This window comes from Pantoea stewartii (genome assembly GCF_011044475.1).
GTDB lineage: Bacteria > Pseudomonadota > Gammaproteobacteria > Enterobacterales > Enterobacteriaceae > Pantoea > Pantoea stewartii.
In genome coordinates this window covers 1,677,127-1,692,757 of the sequence record NZ_CP049115.1, presented here as the reverse complement: position 1 = coordinate 1,692,757, position 15,631 = coordinate 1,677,127, and the positions used below count along the sequence as shown (strand labels likewise).

The 15,631-nt window shown below is 53.3% G+C and carries 21 protein-coding genes; 9 read left to right on the top strand and 12 right to left on the bottom strand.

Annotation, left to right across the window (positions count from 1 at the left end; all coding sequences use genetic code 11):
- Window positions 1–19: 19 nt before the first annotated feature.
- A complete protein-coding gene (xseA, locus tag G5574_RS08040) occupies window positions 20–1,393 on the bottom strand; it encodes an exodeoxyribonuclease VII large subunit (protein WP_033740995.1) in 1,374 nt (457 codons plus the stop codon).
- 168 nt (window positions 1,394–1,561) lie between these two features.
- Here xseA and guaB point away from each other — a divergent pair, with 168 nt between their 5' ends.
- From guaB to G5574_RS08025, 3 genes are all read left to right on the top strand, one after another.
- Entirely contained in the window at window positions 1,562–3,028 is a 1,467-nt protein-coding gene (guaB, locus tag G5574_RS08035; protein ID WP_033740877.1) for an IMP dehydrogenase, read from the top strand.
- A 72-nt stretch (window positions 3,029–3,100) separates the two neighbouring features.
- Window positions 3,101–4,681 (top strand): glutamine-hydrolyzing GMP synthase, encoded by a 1,581-nt coding sequence (gene guaA / locus G5574_RS08030; protein WP_006120616.1) that lies wholly within the window; start codon window positions 3,101–3,103, stop codon window positions 4,679–4,681.
- A gap of 212 nt (window positions 4,682–4,893) precedes the next feature.
- Complete coding sequence (locus G5574_RS08025) at window positions 4,894–6,150, top strand: tyrosine-type recombinase/integrase (RefSeq protein WP_164482455.1); 1,257 nt, start codon at window positions 4,894–4,896, stop codon at window positions 6,148–6,150.
- Here G5574_RS08025 and G5574_RS08020 read toward each other — a convergent pair.
- The 11 genes from G5574_RS08020 to G5574_RS07970 form a co-directional block, all read right to left on the bottom strand.
- The gene (locus tag G5574_RS08020) at window positions 6,135–6,308 is read right to left on the bottom strand and encodes an MFS transporter permease (protein WP_164482454.1); all 174 of its coding nucleotides are present in this window, start codon (window positions 6,306–6,308) and stop codon (window positions 6,135–6,137) included. The two genes, G5574_RS08025 and G5574_RS08020, sit on opposite strands and share 16 nt — an antisense overlap.
- Window positions 6,296–6,751, bottom strand: a complete 456-nt coding sequence (locus G5574_RS08015; RefSeq protein ID WP_164482453.1) for an ASCH domain-containing protein — start codon at window positions 6,749–6,751, stop codon at window positions 6,296–6,298. The genes G5574_RS08020 and G5574_RS08015 overlap by 13 nt, the downstream gene beginning before the upstream one ends.
- Window positions 6,748–7,344, bottom strand: coding sequence for a hypothetical protein (locus G5574_RS08010; protein ID WP_164482452.1), 597 nt, complete (start codon window positions 7,342–7,344; stop codon window positions 6,748–6,750). The genes G5574_RS08015 and G5574_RS08010 overlap by 4 nt, the downstream gene beginning before the upstream one ends.
- Window positions 7,341–8,003, bottom strand: a complete 663-nt coding sequence (locus tag G5574_RS08005) for an MT-A70 family methyltransferase (RefSeq protein ID WP_164482451.1) — start codon at window positions 8,001–8,003, stop codon at window positions 7,341–7,343. The genes G5574_RS08010 and G5574_RS08005 overlap by 4 nt, the downstream gene beginning before the upstream one ends.
- Window positions 8,000–8,350, bottom strand: coding sequence for a hypothetical protein (locus tag G5574_RS08000; RefSeq protein ID WP_164482450.1), 351 nt, complete (start codon window positions 8,348–8,350; stop codon window positions 8,000–8,002). The genes G5574_RS08005 and G5574_RS08000 overlap by 4 nt, the downstream gene beginning before the upstream one ends.
- A 2-nt stretch (window positions 8,351–8,352) precedes the next feature.
- Window positions 8,353–8,622, bottom strand: a complete 270-nt coding sequence (locus tag G5574_RS07995) for a helix-turn-helix transcriptional regulator (protein ID WP_164482449.1) — start codon at window positions 8,620–8,622, stop codon at window positions 8,353–8,355.
- A 59-nt stretch (window positions 8,623–8,681) separates the two neighbouring features.
- Entirely contained in the window at window positions 8,682–9,692 is a 1,011-nt protein-coding gene (locus tag G5574_RS07990) for a RecT family recombinase (RefSeq protein ID WP_164482448.1), read from the bottom strand.
- Entirely contained in the window at window positions 9,689–10,543 is an 855-nt protein-coding gene (locus G5574_RS07985; protein ID WP_164482447.1) for a PD-(D/E)XK nuclease-like domain-containing protein, read from the bottom strand. Before G5574_RS07985 ends, G5574_RS07990 begins: the two co-directional genes overlap by 4 nt.
- Window positions 10,540–10,824 carry a host nuclease inhibitor GamL gene (gene gamL, locus G5574_RS07980; protein WP_164482446.1) on the bottom strand — a complete coding sequence of 95 codons (285 nt, stop codon included), beginning with the start codon at window positions 10,822–10,824 and terminating at the stop codon, window positions 10,540–10,542. Before gamL ends, G5574_RS07985 begins: the two co-directional genes overlap by 4 nt.
- A gap of 3 nt (window positions 10,825–10,827) precedes the next feature.
- A complete protein-coding gene (locus G5574_RS07975; protein ID WP_164482445.1) occupies window positions 10,828–10,971 on the bottom strand; it encodes a hypothetical protein in 144 nt (47 codons plus the stop codon).
- A gap of 479 nt (window positions 10,972–11,450) precedes the next feature.
- Window positions 11,451–12,026 (bottom strand): helix-turn-helix domain-containing protein, encoded by a 576-nt coding sequence (locus G5574_RS07970; RefSeq protein ID WP_164482444.1) that lies wholly within the window; start codon window positions 12,024–12,026, stop codon window positions 11,451–11,453.
- Between the two features lie 154 nt (window positions 12,027–12,180).
- Between G5574_RS07970 and G5574_RS07965 the strand changes: the two genes are divergently transcribed.
- The 6 genes from G5574_RS07965 (at window position 12,181) to G5574_RS23685 (ending at window position 15,631) form a co-directional block, all read left to right on the top strand.
- A complete protein-coding gene (locus G5574_RS07965) occupies window positions 12,181–12,408 on the top strand; it encodes a hypothetical protein (RefSeq protein WP_164482443.1) in 228 nt (75 codons plus the stop codon).
- Window positions 12,409–12,579: 171 nt separating this feature from the next.
- Complete coding sequence (locus G5574_RS07960; protein ID WP_164482442.1) at window positions 12,580–12,789, top strand: hypothetical protein; 210 nt, start codon at window positions 12,580–12,582, stop codon at window positions 12,787–12,789.
- Window positions 12,789–13,577 (top strand): DnaT-like ssDNA-binding domain-containing protein, encoded by a 789-nt coding sequence (locus tag G5574_RS07955; RefSeq protein WP_164482441.1) that lies wholly within the window; start codon window positions 12,789–12,791, stop codon window positions 13,575–13,577. The genes G5574_RS07960 and G5574_RS07955 overlap by 1 nt, the downstream gene beginning before the upstream one ends.
- Complete coding sequence (locus G5574_RS07950) at window positions 13,574–14,323, top strand: replication protein P (protein ID WP_164482440.1); 750 nt, start codon at window positions 13,574–13,576, stop codon at window positions 14,321–14,323. Before G5574_RS07955 ends, G5574_RS07950 begins: the two co-directional genes overlap by 4 nt.
- A 220-nt stretch (window positions 14,324–14,543) precedes the next feature.
- Window positions 14,544–14,891, top strand: coding sequence for a DUF1064 domain-containing protein (locus G5574_RS07945; protein WP_164482439.1), 348 nt, complete (start codon window positions 14,544–14,546; stop codon window positions 14,889–14,891).
- Window positions 14,892–14,971: 80 nt separating this feature from the next.
- Complete coding sequence (locus G5574_RS23685) at window positions 14,972–15,631, top strand: hypothetical protein (protein WP_244964682.1); 660 nt, start codon at window positions 14,972–14,974, stop codon at window positions 15,629–15,631.

Sequence of the window (15,631 nt, the reverse complement as noted above, 5' to 3'; positions counted from 1 at the left end):
GATGTACCAGGAAGTATAGTTAAGAAATGCTTTTCTTTCGTCTCGGTTTTTCAGGAATAAGTTGCGTGACCTGGCTTTCAACCCAGCCATCATCAAGGCGGGTGCGTAACCGATCGCCCTTATTCAACTGACCAGTTTTTTTCACGACCTGTCCATGGGTATCCGTCGTAACGCTGAAACCCCGCGCCAGCGTGGCGAGCGGGCTGACGCCTTCCAGTTGCGCGGCAAGCTGACCAAAACGTTGTTTATCGCGGTTAAGCATTTTTTCCATGGCCTGCTGCAGGCGATAGTGCCAGTTCTGCAGACTTTTTTGTGCCTGATACAGGCGTTCTTGTGGCTGCTGTTGGGCCAGCCGCTGTGCCAGGCGATCCTGCTGACGGCTGGCGTGGCGAAGCCGTGTTTCCATCGCATCGCCCAGGCGCTGTTGTAGCCGGAACAGCAGGGTCTGCTGGCGCGCAAGGCGCAACTGCGGATGTTGCTGCTGCAGGCGATGATCTAAACGGCTGAACAGGCGCTGCTGACGCGCCAGATAGTAATCCATTGCCATTTCCAGCCGCTGCTGCTGTGACTGAAGTTGACGCAACAGCTCAAGCTGATTACGGCTGACAATTTCTGCCGCAGCCGATGGCGTTGGGGCGCGCAGGTCAGCGACAAAATCAGCAATAGTGACGTCAGTTTCATGCCCGACAGCACTGACCACGGGAATGTGGCTGGCAAAGATAGCGCGCGCCACGCGCTCGTCATTAAAGCTCCACAGATCTTCCAGCGAACCGCCGCCGCGTCCCACGATTAACACGTCGCACTCTGCCCGCAGGTTAGCGATTTCAATCGCACGTACGATCGCGGCAGGCGCATCTACGCCCTGTACGGCGGTGGGATAAATCACGACCGGTAGTGAGGGATCGCGACGGTGAAGCACGCGCAGTACATCGTGCAGCGCCGCGCCGGTAGCAGACGTTATGACGCCGACCTGCTTTGCCGGTTGCGGCAAGGGCTTCTTATGTTCTGGTGCGAACAGGCCTTCCTGCGCCAGCTTTGCTTTCAACTGTTCGAACTGCTGCTGGAGCAAGCCTTCACCGGCGGGATGCATACTTTCAATAATCAGCTGATAATCGCCGCGCGGCTCATACAGCGTGATATTGGCGCGAACTAAAATCTGCTGACCATGTTGCGGGCGAAAGGTCACACGACGGTTGCTGTTGCGAAACATCGCGCAGCGCACCTGTGCACCATCATCTTTCAGCGTGAAGTACCAGTGGCCAGAAGCCGGCTGGGTAAAATTAGAGATTTCGGCACTCAGCCACACCAGGCCCATCTCATTTTCCAGCAGCTGACGCACTGTGGTATTGAGACGACTTACGGTAAAAATATTGGCGTTCGGTGGCAGCGACATGTGACGAAGATCAAATTCCAAATCAGTAGGTTAATTAGTCGATACTACAGGCCCTGTTGCGCGGATCAAGACTTTTTCTAAAAAACTAGTGGAGGCAATCGATTACGCCCTGTATAATGCCGCGGCAATATTTTATCTATTCTCACGCACCCGAGGTGGAGTATTGCCATGTTAAGAATCGCTAAAGAAGCACTCACTTTCGACGACGTCCTGCTCGTTCCTGCTCACTCCACCGTCCTGCCTAATACGGCCGACCTCAGCACGCAACTGACCAAAAATATTCGCCTGAACATTCCCATGCTTTCTGCTGCGATGGATACCGTGACCGAAGCGGGCCTGGCGATTGCGCTGGCACAGGAAGGCGGTCTGGGCTTCATTCATAAAAACATGTCAATTGAACGCCAGGCAGACGAAGTCCGTAAAGTCAAAAAACATGAAAGCGGCGTGGTTACCGAACCACAGACCGTACTGCCCACCACCACACTGGCCGAAGTTAAAGCGCTGACCGAGCGCAACGGTTTTGCTGGTTACCCTGTGGTGAACGCGAAAAACGAACTGGTGGGCATCATCACCGGTCGCGATGTGCGCTTTGTGACCGATCTGAACCAGCCTGTCACTGCCGTGATGACGCCGAAAGAGCGTCTGGTGACGGTGAAAGAAGGCGAAGCCCGCGACGTTGTTCTGCAAAGAATGCACGAAAAACGCGTCGAGAAAGCCCTGGTCGTGGACGACAGCTTCCATTTGCTGGGCATGATCACCGTAAAAGATTTCCAGAAAGCCGAACGTAAGCCTAATGCCTGTAAAGATGCGCAGGGCCGTCTGCGTGTGGGTGCTGCTGTCGGTGCCGGTGCGGGCAACGAAGAGCGCGTGGATGCACTGGTGGCTGCCGGTGTTGACGTCTTACTGATCGACTCTTCTCATGGCCACTCTGAAGGTGTACTGCAGCGCATCCGGGAAACCCGCGCGAAATACCCTGATCTCGAAATCGTCGGCGGCAACGTGGCGACTGGCGCGGGTGCGCTGGCGCTGGTTGAAGCGGGCGTAAGCGCCGTTAAAGTGGGCATCGGTCCGGGATCCATCTGTACGACCCGTATCGTTACCGGTGTCGGTGTTCCGCAGATCACCGCCGTTTCTGACGCTGTTGCGGCGCTGGAAGGCACGGGCATCCCTGTTATCGCTGACGGCGGTATCCGTTTCTCAGGTGATATCGCCAAAGCCATCGCGGCAGGTGCTTCCTGTGTCATGGTAGGTTCTATGCTGGCAGGTACAGAAGAATCGCCGGGTGAAATCGAACTTTACCAGGGCCGTGCCTTTAAATCCTATCGTGGGATGGGGTCACTGGGTGCGATGTCTAAAGGTTCATCAGACCGTTATTTCCAGACCGACAACGCCGCTGACAAGCTGGTGCCGGAAGGCATCGAAGGCCGTGTAGCCTATAAAGGCCGCCTGAAAGAGATCGTGCATCAGCAAATGGGCGGTCTGCGTTCATGTATGGGTCTGACCGGTTGCCCGACCATTGACGATCTGCGCACTAAAGCAGAATTCGTCCGTATCAGCGGTGCGGGCATCAATGAGAGCCACGTGCACGATGTGACCATCACCAAAGAGTCGCCGAACTACCGCATGGGTTCATAACCCCGCAAGATTTCCCGCCCGGCGACAGCCGGGCGCTTTACTTTATCAAGTCACCGTTTTGGAAAACCCTCAATGACGACGGAAAATATCCATAAGCACCGCATTCTGATTCTCGATTTTGGTTCTCAATACACGCAACTGGTGGCGCGTCGCGTCCGTGAGCTTGGCGTGTACTGTGAACTCTGGGCCTGGGACGTTACCGAAGCGCAGATTCGCGAGTTCAATCCCAGCGGTATCATCCTGTCGGGTGGCCCGGAAAGCACCACCGAACACGACAGTCCGCGCGCACCTGACTACGTTTTCACGGCTGGCGTGCCCGTGCTGGGCGTCTGTTATGGCATGCAAACCATGGCTATGCAGCTGGGTGGTAAGGTCGAAGGCTCTAACGAGCGCGAATTTGGCTATGCGCAGGTAGAGGTGAACACCGCCAGCGCACTGATTCGCGATATCGAGGATGCTATCAGCGCATCAGGCAAACCGTTGCTGGATGTCTGGATGAGTCACGGTGACAAGGTGACCGCGATTCCGGCTGACTTCGTCACCGTTGCCAGCACGGAAACCTGTCCGTTTGCGATTATGGCGAACGAAGAGAAGCGCTTCTATGGCGTGCAGTTCCACCCGGAAGTCACCCATACGCGCCAGGGCCTGCGCATGCTGGAGCGTTTCGTTATCGATATCTGCCAGTGTGAAGCGCTCTGGACACCGGCCAAAATCATTGAGGATGCCGTTGAGCGCCTGCGTGCACAGGTGGGCGACGACAAAGTCATTCTGGGCTTGTCCGGTGGTGTCGATTCCTCTGTGACCGCGATGCTGCTGCACCGTGCGATTGGTAAAAATCTGACCTGCGTTTTCGTGGATAACGGTCTGTTGCGTCTGAACGAAGCGCAGCAGGTGCTGGATATGTTTGGCGATCACTTTGGTCTGAACATTGTTCACGTCGATGGTGAAGCGCGCTTCCTGGATGCGCTGGCCGGAGAAAGTGACCCTGAAGCGAAGCGTAAAATCATTGGCCGCGTTTTCGTCGAAGTCTTTGACGAGCAGGCGCTGCGCCTGGAAGACGTGAAGTGGCTGGCACAGGGCACCATCTATCCGGATGTGATTGAATCCGCTGCCTCTGCCACCGGTAAAGCGCACGTCATCAAATCGCACCACAACGTTGGCGGCCTGCCAAAAGAGATGAAGATGGGCCTGGTCGAGCCATTACGTGAGCTGTTTAAAGACGAAGTGCGTAAGATCGGTCTGGAACTGGGCCTGCCGTACGATATGCTCTATCGCCATCCGTTCCCGGGCCCGGGTCTGGGCGTACGCGTACTGGGTGAGGTGAAGAAAGAGTACTGTGACCTGCTGCGCCGTGCGGATGCCATCTTTATTGAAGAGCTGCATAAAGCCGATCTCTACAATAAAGTCAGCCAGGCCTTTACGGTGTTCCTGCCCGTCCGTTCCGTGGGCGTAATGGGCGATGGCCGTAAATACGACTGGGTCGTTTCACTGCGTGCGGTCGAAACCATCGACTTCATGACTGCCCACTGGGCGCACCTGCCGTATGATTTCCTGGGCCGCGTGTCCAATCGTATCATTAACGAAGTGAACGGCATTTCCCGCGTGGTCTATGACATTTCCGGTAAGCCACCGGCGACGATTGAGTGGGAATGATTTACAGCATTTTGCTGACGATTGACACCGATTTGTAAACCCTTAAGCCATCAGCATTTGCAGGTGGCTTTTTCTATTTATCGATTGATAACGATTGCTGAAAGCCACATTTTACCGTCGGTGTTTTTGACGGTATGGCCGATCCGTTGTACGCTCCAGATCCTTTTTTACCGTTACCAGATTGGTAGCGGTGACGGTATTCGGAGCCGACCATGCTTACAGACACAAAGATAAAAAACCTCAAGCCGCGCGAGAAGGCTTACAAAGTCGCAGACCGCGAAGGGCTCTACGTATCCGTGCTGCCAGGTGGCACCATCTCATTCCGGTATGACTACCGATTCAACGAACGACGTGAAACCCTGACGATCGGAAAATACGGGCCTGACGGTATCAGCCTGGCCGAAGCACGCGAGCAACTCAATACCGCTAAAAAGCTCATATCCTCAGGCGTATCACCGTCTGCGGCGAAACGTGACGGTAAAAAACAGATAGCCGGTGCCGACAGGCTTAACCATTTTACCGTCAGATATATGGAGCATGCCCGCCTGGCTGACAGTACGCGCGCGATGAAACAGGCGGTTATTGACAGGGACATTCTTCCCGCGCTGGGCAATAAGCTGATGACCGAGATAAATACGGCGATGGTTCGTGACCTGTGCGACAGGATTGTGGCGCGCGGTGGCCGGGCAACAGCCGTTCAGGCCCGAGAAATAATCGCCAGTATTTACCGGTATGCAACTGACCGCGGTCATGAGTTCATCAACCCCGCCGAACGTATCCGGGCATCATCGATCGCTACGTTTGAGCCGCGCGTAACCACGCTTACGCCCGCTGAAATAGGATTGTTCTTCCGCACGCTCGATAACGTCTCCACGATGGCTACACTTAAACTGGCCGTGAAATTTGTCATGCTGACCATGGTCAGGAAAAGCGAGTTCACACACGCAGAATGGGATGAAATTGATTTTAAACGGATGCTCTGGAAAATTCCGGCCGAGCGGATGAAGGGGTCACGAGAGCATGTCATCCCGCTTTCCTCACAGGCTAATGATCTGCTGGTGGGTCTGAAAATGTGTGCAGGCAGCAGCAAATATATCATGCCAGGCAGATACGATATGACCAAGCCGCTATCGAATGCGGCGCTTAACAGGGTGCTGGCGGTTACGATTGATGCGATCAGGGAAGCAGGGGAGAAGATAAAGGATTTTACTGTGCACGATATCCGCCGGACGGCCAGCACGCTTTTGCATGAGGCGGGTTATCCGTCAGACTGGATAGAGAAGAGTCTGGCCCATGAACAGAAAGGCGTGCGCGCGGTTTACAACAAAGCGGAGTATCTTCCGCAACGCACGTTCATGCTGCAGCAATGGGCCGATATGGTGGATGGGTGGACAAAGGGAAGTATCGAAGATTTGGTGCCTTTCTCACCGTTAAAATTTGAGCAATGGATGTCTCAGCGGTCAGGGTGATCGCCAAGCGTTTTATCTGCCAGGATGGCAGACAGGTAAACCAGCCCAGCCGGAAGCCAGAAAATGCAGGTCCAGAATGATCCGAGAGAGTGCGGCGGGTTTTCCAGGCGGCCCAGCAGGTAGGCGGCAACAATAAGATATAAAGTTAAGAAGAACATAATGTGCCCTCCGTCGCATCCTGGTAATCGTCGGTTACCAGGTGATCGAAAACTCCATGCTTGCGCAGGCCGCTCTCAAAGAATGACAGACGACCGCGATACGGCTTAAAGCGCACGGTGATGGCGTCCCGTAACTGGAAGCCAACTGGTCCAAAGAACCACGGGGACGGGCTGCTTTCGCAAGTTCCGGTTATTGTTGTAACGCCAACGAATCCCCCTAAATTGAAGTGATCATAAGATGGCATTTTAATGGCTACTTCCCAGCCATGTGTCTGCTCCAGAATATTGCGAGCTGCTTTCACCTCGTCCCTGGTTGGCCGCTTGCTTGATGCGTGGATGAGGACAGGGCCACGATACTTCGTGTTCCAACTGCGGTTTTCGATGTCTTTAAAGCCGTTGACGATGAGCCAGGCCCACGGCTGACGGATAGAGATAGCTTTCATGCGGCACCACCTGGGCGCACTGACGCCAGGTAGGATTTGAAAGCCTCAACTTCGTGAGCTGCCGGATAAACGGAACTAGACCCTAAAACCCATGATGCGCGCTGCTTGCCTCCGGGAAAGTTGAAGTAAACATCAATCGCGCCCTTGTAATTGTGGTTAGCCACGACATCGGTGATGCCGGGGAATTCCGCGATAGCAGCGTCAACAGCGGCCCTTTCTGCTTTCTCTTTGCGCTGGCGCTCTAATTGATAGTCGCGATCCCTGTTAGTGCGGTGGGCGTGGCACTCAACGCCGCAATAAGCCGTGTCGCCATCCCACACGCGACCCTCGGTTTCATCATCGACGTGGTGATTGCAATACGCGCATTCCTGCCACCAGCCTAATTCCTCGACCAGCGCGCGAACAGGAACGCTACCCTGTGAGGCGTATTTGTCTGCGCCAGGGATCCGCTTGCAGGCTACGCAGTTAAACTCTTCATCCAACTCCTGCGCACCCTCACGACGCGCAGCTACGTTGCTGGTGGCGAAGCGAATAACGCCGTATTCGTTGCCCTGAACATGGTACGCTTTCAACACTTTCGCTAACTCATTCATATTGCCTCCCGGCGCGGCTGGTTGTCGTTTGCCGCAAATCCGGCAGGCACCAGCTCAATGTCGTTGTGTGGATTTTGATTGCCCCAGTGATGCCAGCCGGCAGCGTCTCCACGGCTGAACAGCTCTATGCGCGACACGTCGCCGTAAAGTTGTTCCAGCCGATAACGGGCCTCCCATGGCTTAGCGCTGTGTTCACCCAGTGGGCTATAAATTACCTGTTTGATTGAGGCGTTCAGGCGCTCCAGACCTGCACCGCGCACGGCGATAAGGCAGTCTTCCGTGTTGGCGCGCGTGTAGTTTCCGCCGTTCATGCGCGTCTGGTTGTTCAACAGACAAAGCAGGTCGTAAAAATCCTCAACCTCTCCGTCACGCAGCGCTTTATTGATGTGCTGCTCCGCCAGCTGGTTGAGCTTAACCCAGGTAAAACCCTTCATAGTGCGCACGTCGAAGCCCCACGCTTCTGCCAAATCGCGCGCCTCCTGGTTGTGCGTTCCGGTATACCACATCGCCAGCACCGCGTTTTCTTCAGCCAAATCCCATACCGGAAGTCGCTTAATGTCAGCCAGGCGCATCGTCGAATAGTGATTTCCGGCAGCGCCGTTGCTGATTTTATTGCCGTATTCCCATGGAGGATCGGCGTAGATGAGTTGATATTTCATGCCCGCACCTCACGCAGCAGCTTATCCATCTGGTAAATGTGGCTGGTCTTGCGGCACTCATCGAAAATGATGTTGACGCTGTTGCTGGGTGTCAGCCGGCGGTTGGCATTGCTCAGGCGGCGGTTGATGTCGCTGACTTCAAACTTTTCATCGGCATCACGCAGCCAGTTGATGAAATCACGTCCGTAACGGTAGCGGAGAACGATCCCCGCTCTGTGAAGTTTGCCAAGTGCACACATCGAACTGTCCCGGCGCAGGCCATGATTTTCCAGGTGTGCGTGAATATCCGATGACTTGGTGCCTCCATTCTCTGCCAGGAAGGCGATGATCAATTCTTTGGCTGTCATGGTTAACCTGCCATGCGCATCATGCTGCGCTGTTTCTGGTGGTTGGGGTTGGCTTCAAACTTCGCGGCCAGTGACGGGTCACGCACTGCGGACGCCGCGTTACGCTGGCGCTCATCGAGCCATGCCTCTACTTCATCCTCGTTCCAGGCAACAGTGCGGTTGGTTAACGGGAAGCGCTTGGGAAACTCGCCTTTGGCTTCCATCTGATTGATGGTGTACTCGGACAGTGGCACCTTCTTCAGCAACTGGTCCTTGCGGATTGCACCTTTCATAATTCTTTCTCCAAAGAAAAGGGCGCTCTGCGGCGCCCATAGGTTTTCACTGGTGTTGGTTAAACGTACTCGGCTTTCATGTCAGCCAGGGTGATTGAGAAGCCTTCGTGCAGCTCATCGCCCAACTGGGCTTTCAGGCGCTTCAGATCAGCTTCAACTTTCAGGAAGGTTTCTTTCGCATCGGGTGCGCTGGCATCAAGACTGTTGATCGCGGCTTCAATCTGGCGGCGGGCGTCGTGATGCTTATAGGCTTTCACAGCCCGAGCGCGCAGAGAGCGGAAGGTAGATTCTGTGAGATTATCTTTATGCTCAGTAATTTTATTGCCCGTCACCTCTGCAGATTCAACAGAATCAATCCGGTCTACAAGTGCTGATAGCAGGTGAACTAAATCTGCATCTTCACCAGGCTCCGCTACAGCACCGGATGCCAGGCTGGTATTACCGATCATGTTGTTCAGGTCGGCGGTGGTGCGCGGGGTGATATCGCGCTCACCTCGTGGGGTATCGTCGAGCTCATCCGGGGTGTAAACACCTAACAGAACGTCAGGAGCGTGCAGGCGGGCCCAGCGCTTGGTGCAGAGATAAGCAAGCTGCTGTTTCGGATCCTGCTCCCATAATGGCGAGTTACGGACACCGGCCTGTGCCATGCTGATAGTCAACTCACGCGGCTCGGACTCACCTTTAAGCACAGCCGAAACGGTGACGGTCAGGTTAGGGGACTTGTTGTTTTTCCCTTCGCACTTCGACCAGTCGCCTGACCAGTTGTAATTGATGCGGCTAGCGAGCAGGGAAGAGGATGACACAACAGCATTAACCAGTTGCGCCTCATAGCCCAGCGTGCCGTTAACAATGTGTGTTTTCTGCGCTACTGCAAACGGATTCATTCCCCACTGTGCAGCCTGCATAGTCACAGCCAGGCAGTCCGCCGTTTTTCCGCGAAGATGCTGCGGAACAGTTGCAGCTCCCTCTGACATAATTTGTGCAAACTGCTGCAGACGCATCAGTCCTTCCGGGCTAAAAATCGCCGCTGCGGTGCTGACGTTTTCGGTGGTTGCTAACTGATTACTCATAACTGATTATCCTTTTTGCGCGCCCACGCCGGGCGTGAAAGAGATTCAACGCCGCCCCATGAATTTGTCAGGCGGCACTGGTGATAGGTTTGAAGGTCACGGCGATATAGTTCGTGGCCCACGGCAACATCTTCCTGCTCGAGTTGAAAAACCCGGACCGGATAGCGGCCACAGTCGATTGACTCGCTGACGGCGATAAAGACAAACTGCGGGTATTCGTTGAAGTGCTGATAGAAGCCATCGCGGTACATGGCGTCCTGTACGTGATACCGGAATTCCTCGACGTGACGCGTAAAGCGGTCCATGTCTGCCACTTTCTTCACGTCCACGATTACCGGCTGTTGTTTCAGGAAACGGTCAGGACGTATCCGGCAAAGTTCGCCGGTCTGCTCGTCATCCCAGTAAATGGACGCTTCGCAGTGGCCATCTGCTTCCAGGAAGAACCGCGCCGCCGGGTGGGCCATGGCACTGGCCTGCATCAGCTTTAATTTGCGGTGCTGCTCATGGTCCAAAACCGTTTTACCGGTGAATGCGCAGTCTCTGAGAAACTCAGCCTCTGCTGCTTTTCCATCGTTGGTTTTACGGTTGAATTTGGGCGTTTTGATGAACCGCTTATCGAATTCATCAGGCTCAAGCAGGATGCAGTGCAGCGCGGTACCCATATCGAGTGCCTGCAACTTTTCTTCATCCTGCGGCGCCTGTTTGCGCCACTGGTAAACAGCCGGGTTGATAGCGATATCGTCCAACTGTGATTTGCTGACACCGGCGCCGGAGTGATATGCCTCGTTGCTGATGTCAAAATAAAGCCCCGGATCATTCGGGGCTAATGAGACTTCAGGGTTAGCAGTCATGGCGCCCATTCCTCGCCAAGCCACTCTATATCGCGCCAGTCGATTTCGGCCTGCTTAACGCAGATTTCATCGACCATGTTGGCAAAAGCGTCCTGAGCAAAGTCAGCATCAATACCTGGCATACTGAAACCGAAGGGGCGGCGCAGGGTTGCAACATCAACTGGCCACTGCTCTTTGAGTGTTTCCGCGCGCTCGCGGATCCACTCGCCTTTTTTTACTGACGCATCGTGCTGTTGCCAGCGCGCTTCCTCGATGCGTTCGTGAACTGCATAAGGATTCATAGGTCACTCCATGTCAGCCGCGACGCTGGCGGCCATCTTTTGTGTGAATACCCATTCAACACCTGCTTTAAAGCTGCTGAACTGCTGTTCAATACCCAGCACGCAGGCGGTGAAAATGAACATCCCGTTTTGGTAACGATATTTCATAATTGCATCCAGAATTACCGTTTTGGTAATAGTTAATTACACGACAAATTACCCTTCAGGCCATAAGCCTGGTGGGCGATCTTTCGGAACTGCTCACGGTTAACGGTCTGCGTATATCTCTGTTGGAGTAGTGTCATCCTCCAGATGTAACCGCAGGCCATGCGGACTATTACGAACGGCTCTCCCTTCTCATCAGTTAATTTCATAGCTGTCTCCGGAAGAGGAATGATGACTGTCACTTTCCAGGCAAGCATTCCGGTTTGACGGGTTAGCGTTGCCATCTGGTGGGCGGCCAGATTCAGGTTTGTGAATGCCCGTTGCGAATTGTTAAAGAGCGTCAATTACCAAATTGGTAACTATTGAGGCTAATAATAATCGCTTGTCAGTAGATGTCAATCGTTAACGAGAGAAAAAATTACCAAATAGGTAATTGTTGAGGCGGTGGGATATAGATGGGCTGATACGGTTTAGTGATTAACTCAGTTGTCGCCGGTTGTTTTCGACTGGCTGATAACGAATGACACAAAGCTGCTGATCTTCTCTTTATCGGAGGCATCCAGCTTTGAATAGGCGTCACGGTCATAATCAATCATGCGATCGTCATGTGCCGGGATAAGCAGCTCGTAGCCGCGGCGCCCGAAACCTTTGGCAATCGAATTCACCGTGCTGATTGTCGGGTCGATCTCCTGGTTGAGAACGCGCCCGATAGTGGACTGGGTAACGCCGCTGGCCTGGTGCAGTTTGCCCTGGGTTCTGAGACTCTCAGATTTATCCATCCAGACGCGAAGGTTGTTTGCCAGGACTTCACGGATCTCTACATCGGGATTGGCAGGCATGACGTTATCGCGGTCATTATCAAGCCAGTAATCTTCCAGCTTCAACAGGCGTTCAATCTTGCGTGCTGCAGCGCTGCCCATAGGTTTGTCACGCGTCCACCTGCTGATGAGGTTTGGCAGCATGTTAAGGGCCTGGGCCATTTTGGTCTGATTTCCCTCAAATCGGGCTTCGAGCAAATAAATCAGATTCGCTTTACGGATCCCGGAGATAGGTTTCATTTTTTCCTGGTACTCAGATTTAGGTTAGTGATGACTGAGTGCATTTAAACCGATGTTACCTTTCTGGTAAATGCACCAGATTGGTAATTAGTGTTGCGAAACGCTACCGCATAGGTAACAATTCGATGATTAAAATCGTTATCTGGAGGCCCACATGGAGCCGTTTGACTTCAAAGAGTTCTGGCAGGGTTTGTCGACTGAAGAAAAGAAGCAACTGGCTAAAGAGGCTGGTACCACAACGCATTACATCAGGACTCATCTGGTATATGCCCGTCGCGTTCCGACGCGTAACTACATGACAGGGTTACAAAAAGCCTGCGCAAAAATCGATCCGGCTATTACCACTGAAAGGCTGTTATCCTTCTTCTACTCCGCTGCCTGACCTGTTACCCGCCACGCTTAAAAGCCGCCTTAATGGCGGTTTTTTCATATCTGCAACTGCCTAAATTCCCTTACAAAACAACCAATCGTTACCAAATATGCAAATAGTACTTGATATGTCTGAATAAAAGTTAAAAATAGTCGTAATAGTAAACGTAGGAGAAGTAACCAAATGAAAATCATTACCCGCATGGATGCCGCGAAAGCGGGTCTAAAGCGTTACTACACCGGCAAGCTGTGTAAGCACGGCCATAAAAGCGAGCGTTACGTTTATAACGGCCATTGCGTGGAGTGCGCGATGAATTCCAGCCTGCGTCGCCAGGCTGAGATTAAACAAATCATGGAGAGCGCCGCGGATAGTCATTCGCTGGGGGTGGCTTGATGGCTGGTGACTGGATCAAGATGCGCGCCGACCTGCATACGCATCCGAAAGTTGTCCGCATGGCGTCCGCATTGAAAGCGGACAGATTGCGGATAGTTGGCGGACTACATTCCGCATGGTGTCTTTTTGATGTCCATTCCGTTGATGGTTTTCTTGACGGATACAGTCCGGAGACGCTCGACGACCTGATCGGCTTTCCGGGATTTTCCCGCGCAATGATTAACGTTGGCTGGATGGAAGAAGCTGACGAAAGCCTTGTCATGCCTCGCTTTGATGCCCATAACGGCCAGTCAGCCAAGCGGCGGGCACAGGATGCAGATCGCAAAAGAGAGCGGAGAAACGTCCCAAAAACGTCCGCATCAGAAGCGGACAAATTGCGGACCAGAGAAGAGAAGAGAAGAGAAGATAAAGATCAAACCCCTTATATAACGCGCGAAGAAAAATTTCCTGCGAGTCAGGTTTCACATCCGTCACAGGTACAACCGGTCAATGTCCCTACTGGCAAATTCATGCTGACGCGTGAATGGGTTCCGTCCCCTGACTTTTTCATGAAAGCGGCGCAGTGGGGGAATGTCTTAAATCCCGATGAATTCAAGCCCGAGTATCTGACCTCGTTCCTCGATTACTGGATCGGCGAGTGTAAGGCATTCACACATGTCCAGTGGGAGCAGAAGTTTGCCCGTCAGCTGGAACGCATCAAAAACGAGACGGCGAAGCAAAAAGGCAAAACCGGACTCGACTTCAGTAACACCGACTGGATCCACCCAATCAGAGACGAATACGCATGAACAACATCACAACGCACTTACAGAATTTCAGTTTTAACCAGCCAGCGCATTCGGCAATGGCATCGGGTCACAACTCACGTGAAGAGTGGGACCATGCCGCCAGCCTGTTCAATGGCATCTTTGACCAGCTGCGCGCCGCGTTCCCGGCCAGCAGCAGTACGTTCAGAGCGCAGTCAGATATCGATGCCTTCCGCCAGCAGTGGGTAAGATCGTTCATGGAGAACGGGATTACCACCATGCAACAGATTGACGCAGGCATGCGCCATGCCCGCAAGCAGCAAACACCCTACATGCCGTCACCAGGTAAGTTTGTTGCCTGGTGCAAAGACAGCTCAACGGTCCTGGGTGTAACCACCGAAGAGGCCATGACAGAATTTCACCGTTACAACCGGGATCGCGGCCTCTCTACGTCGCCCGAGCGATTCAACTGGTCAAAGCCGGTTCTGTACTGGGTGATCACCGATGCGCGCCAGGCGATGATCCAGCGCTGCATGACGGAATCAGAGGTTGAAACGTTCATCACCCGCAAGCTGAACGAGTGGGCGAAGAAGGTGGCTGCAGGTGAGCAGGTGCCCGATCCGGTGCAGATGATTGAATCCAAACCCAGGGCAGCAGTGCATCAACCGTCGCCAAAGGATTACGAATACCAGTACATGCCGAACGCGGCGCATATGGGCAGTGTCACCCCGGCGCAATGGCTGCTGGAGGAATACAAAAGGCGTAAGGCAATGGGCCTTAAAACGTAGTCATGGGATAAATAATTACTGAAATGGTAATAAATCCTCCGCCAGCGCAACCAGATTCAATCGAACAGGGTAACAACGTACAAACGGGCTATGAGTTTTAAAAACGTCTCAGAATGCATTACAGCGCGTTTTAGAGGCATACGAATAAAGCGCAAAAGTGCGCATTTTTTTACTTGCCAGTTATTACCAAATTGGTAATAGTAACCAGATAGGTAACACGATGCATAAACGATTACATGCGCTCGGTCGACTCAGGACCGGCCAGATGAACAAGACCGAAAGCGCCTACGCAAACCACCTGGAGTTGCTCAAGCGCGCCGGGCAAGTCGTCTGGTACCGCTTCGAAGGGATAAAGCTGCGCCTCGCTGACAACTGCTTTATCACCGTGGATTTCGCCGTGATGTACGCCAGTGGCCAGCTTGAAATGCACGACGTGAAAGGCTCAAAGCGGATTTTCAGCGATGACGCCCGGGTGAAAATGAAGGTCGCCGCAGACGCGTACCCGTTCGTTTTCAAAGCCGTTTACCCAAAACCCAGGTCGACAGGCTGGGACGTAGAAGAGTTTTAAACAGGTTAACCAGAGCAGTAAAAAGCGTGTTAAGTGACAAAAACGTGATTTCTTATAACGGTCTGAGGTGAAAAATATTTATGGAAAATAACAAGTTAAGTGATGTTAACTCGAAAAGCGGCAGTGAGTTAATCGCTATTGCTCACGGCATAGCTGCCAACTTCGAATCGCCGGCCACTGAATTGCTGCGTGAACTGGCCAGCCGCCTGGAGTGCTCAATCATCCGTGGGAATGAATTGCAGCAGAAGTTGGATGCGATGGCGGCGGAGAGCGATACCAATCTTCGCAGCGCTGCAAGCGAACTGAATACATCTTGGATGTTGCACAAAACAATGATGGGCGCTCAGGCCGCGCTTCTTTGCCTGTCTCAGGGGGATATCCTTTCTGCCAAAGAATGGCTGGAAGGCACCACTGACGAAGCGATTATTGATATGCCTGACAATTTGAATCCCGGTGACCTTCAGGCGTGGTTTGATAGCCACATGGTCAGCAACGGCGGCACCAATGGATTCCTGACGCATAACGAGGCGCTTGAGTTGTTACGTAAACGAGCGCCAGCCACCGTCGCTTACCTGAACTCGGTGCGGGCGGAAGCGGTCAATCACGCTGGCAAGATGATAATGGCAACCATGAACCACCAAGACAAGGGAGTTGAGCGCGCGCTCGAATGTATTGCCGAAATTGAGATGCAGTACTATCTCCGCTCCGGCACCCATGACACTGCGGATAAGGCGGGTTGA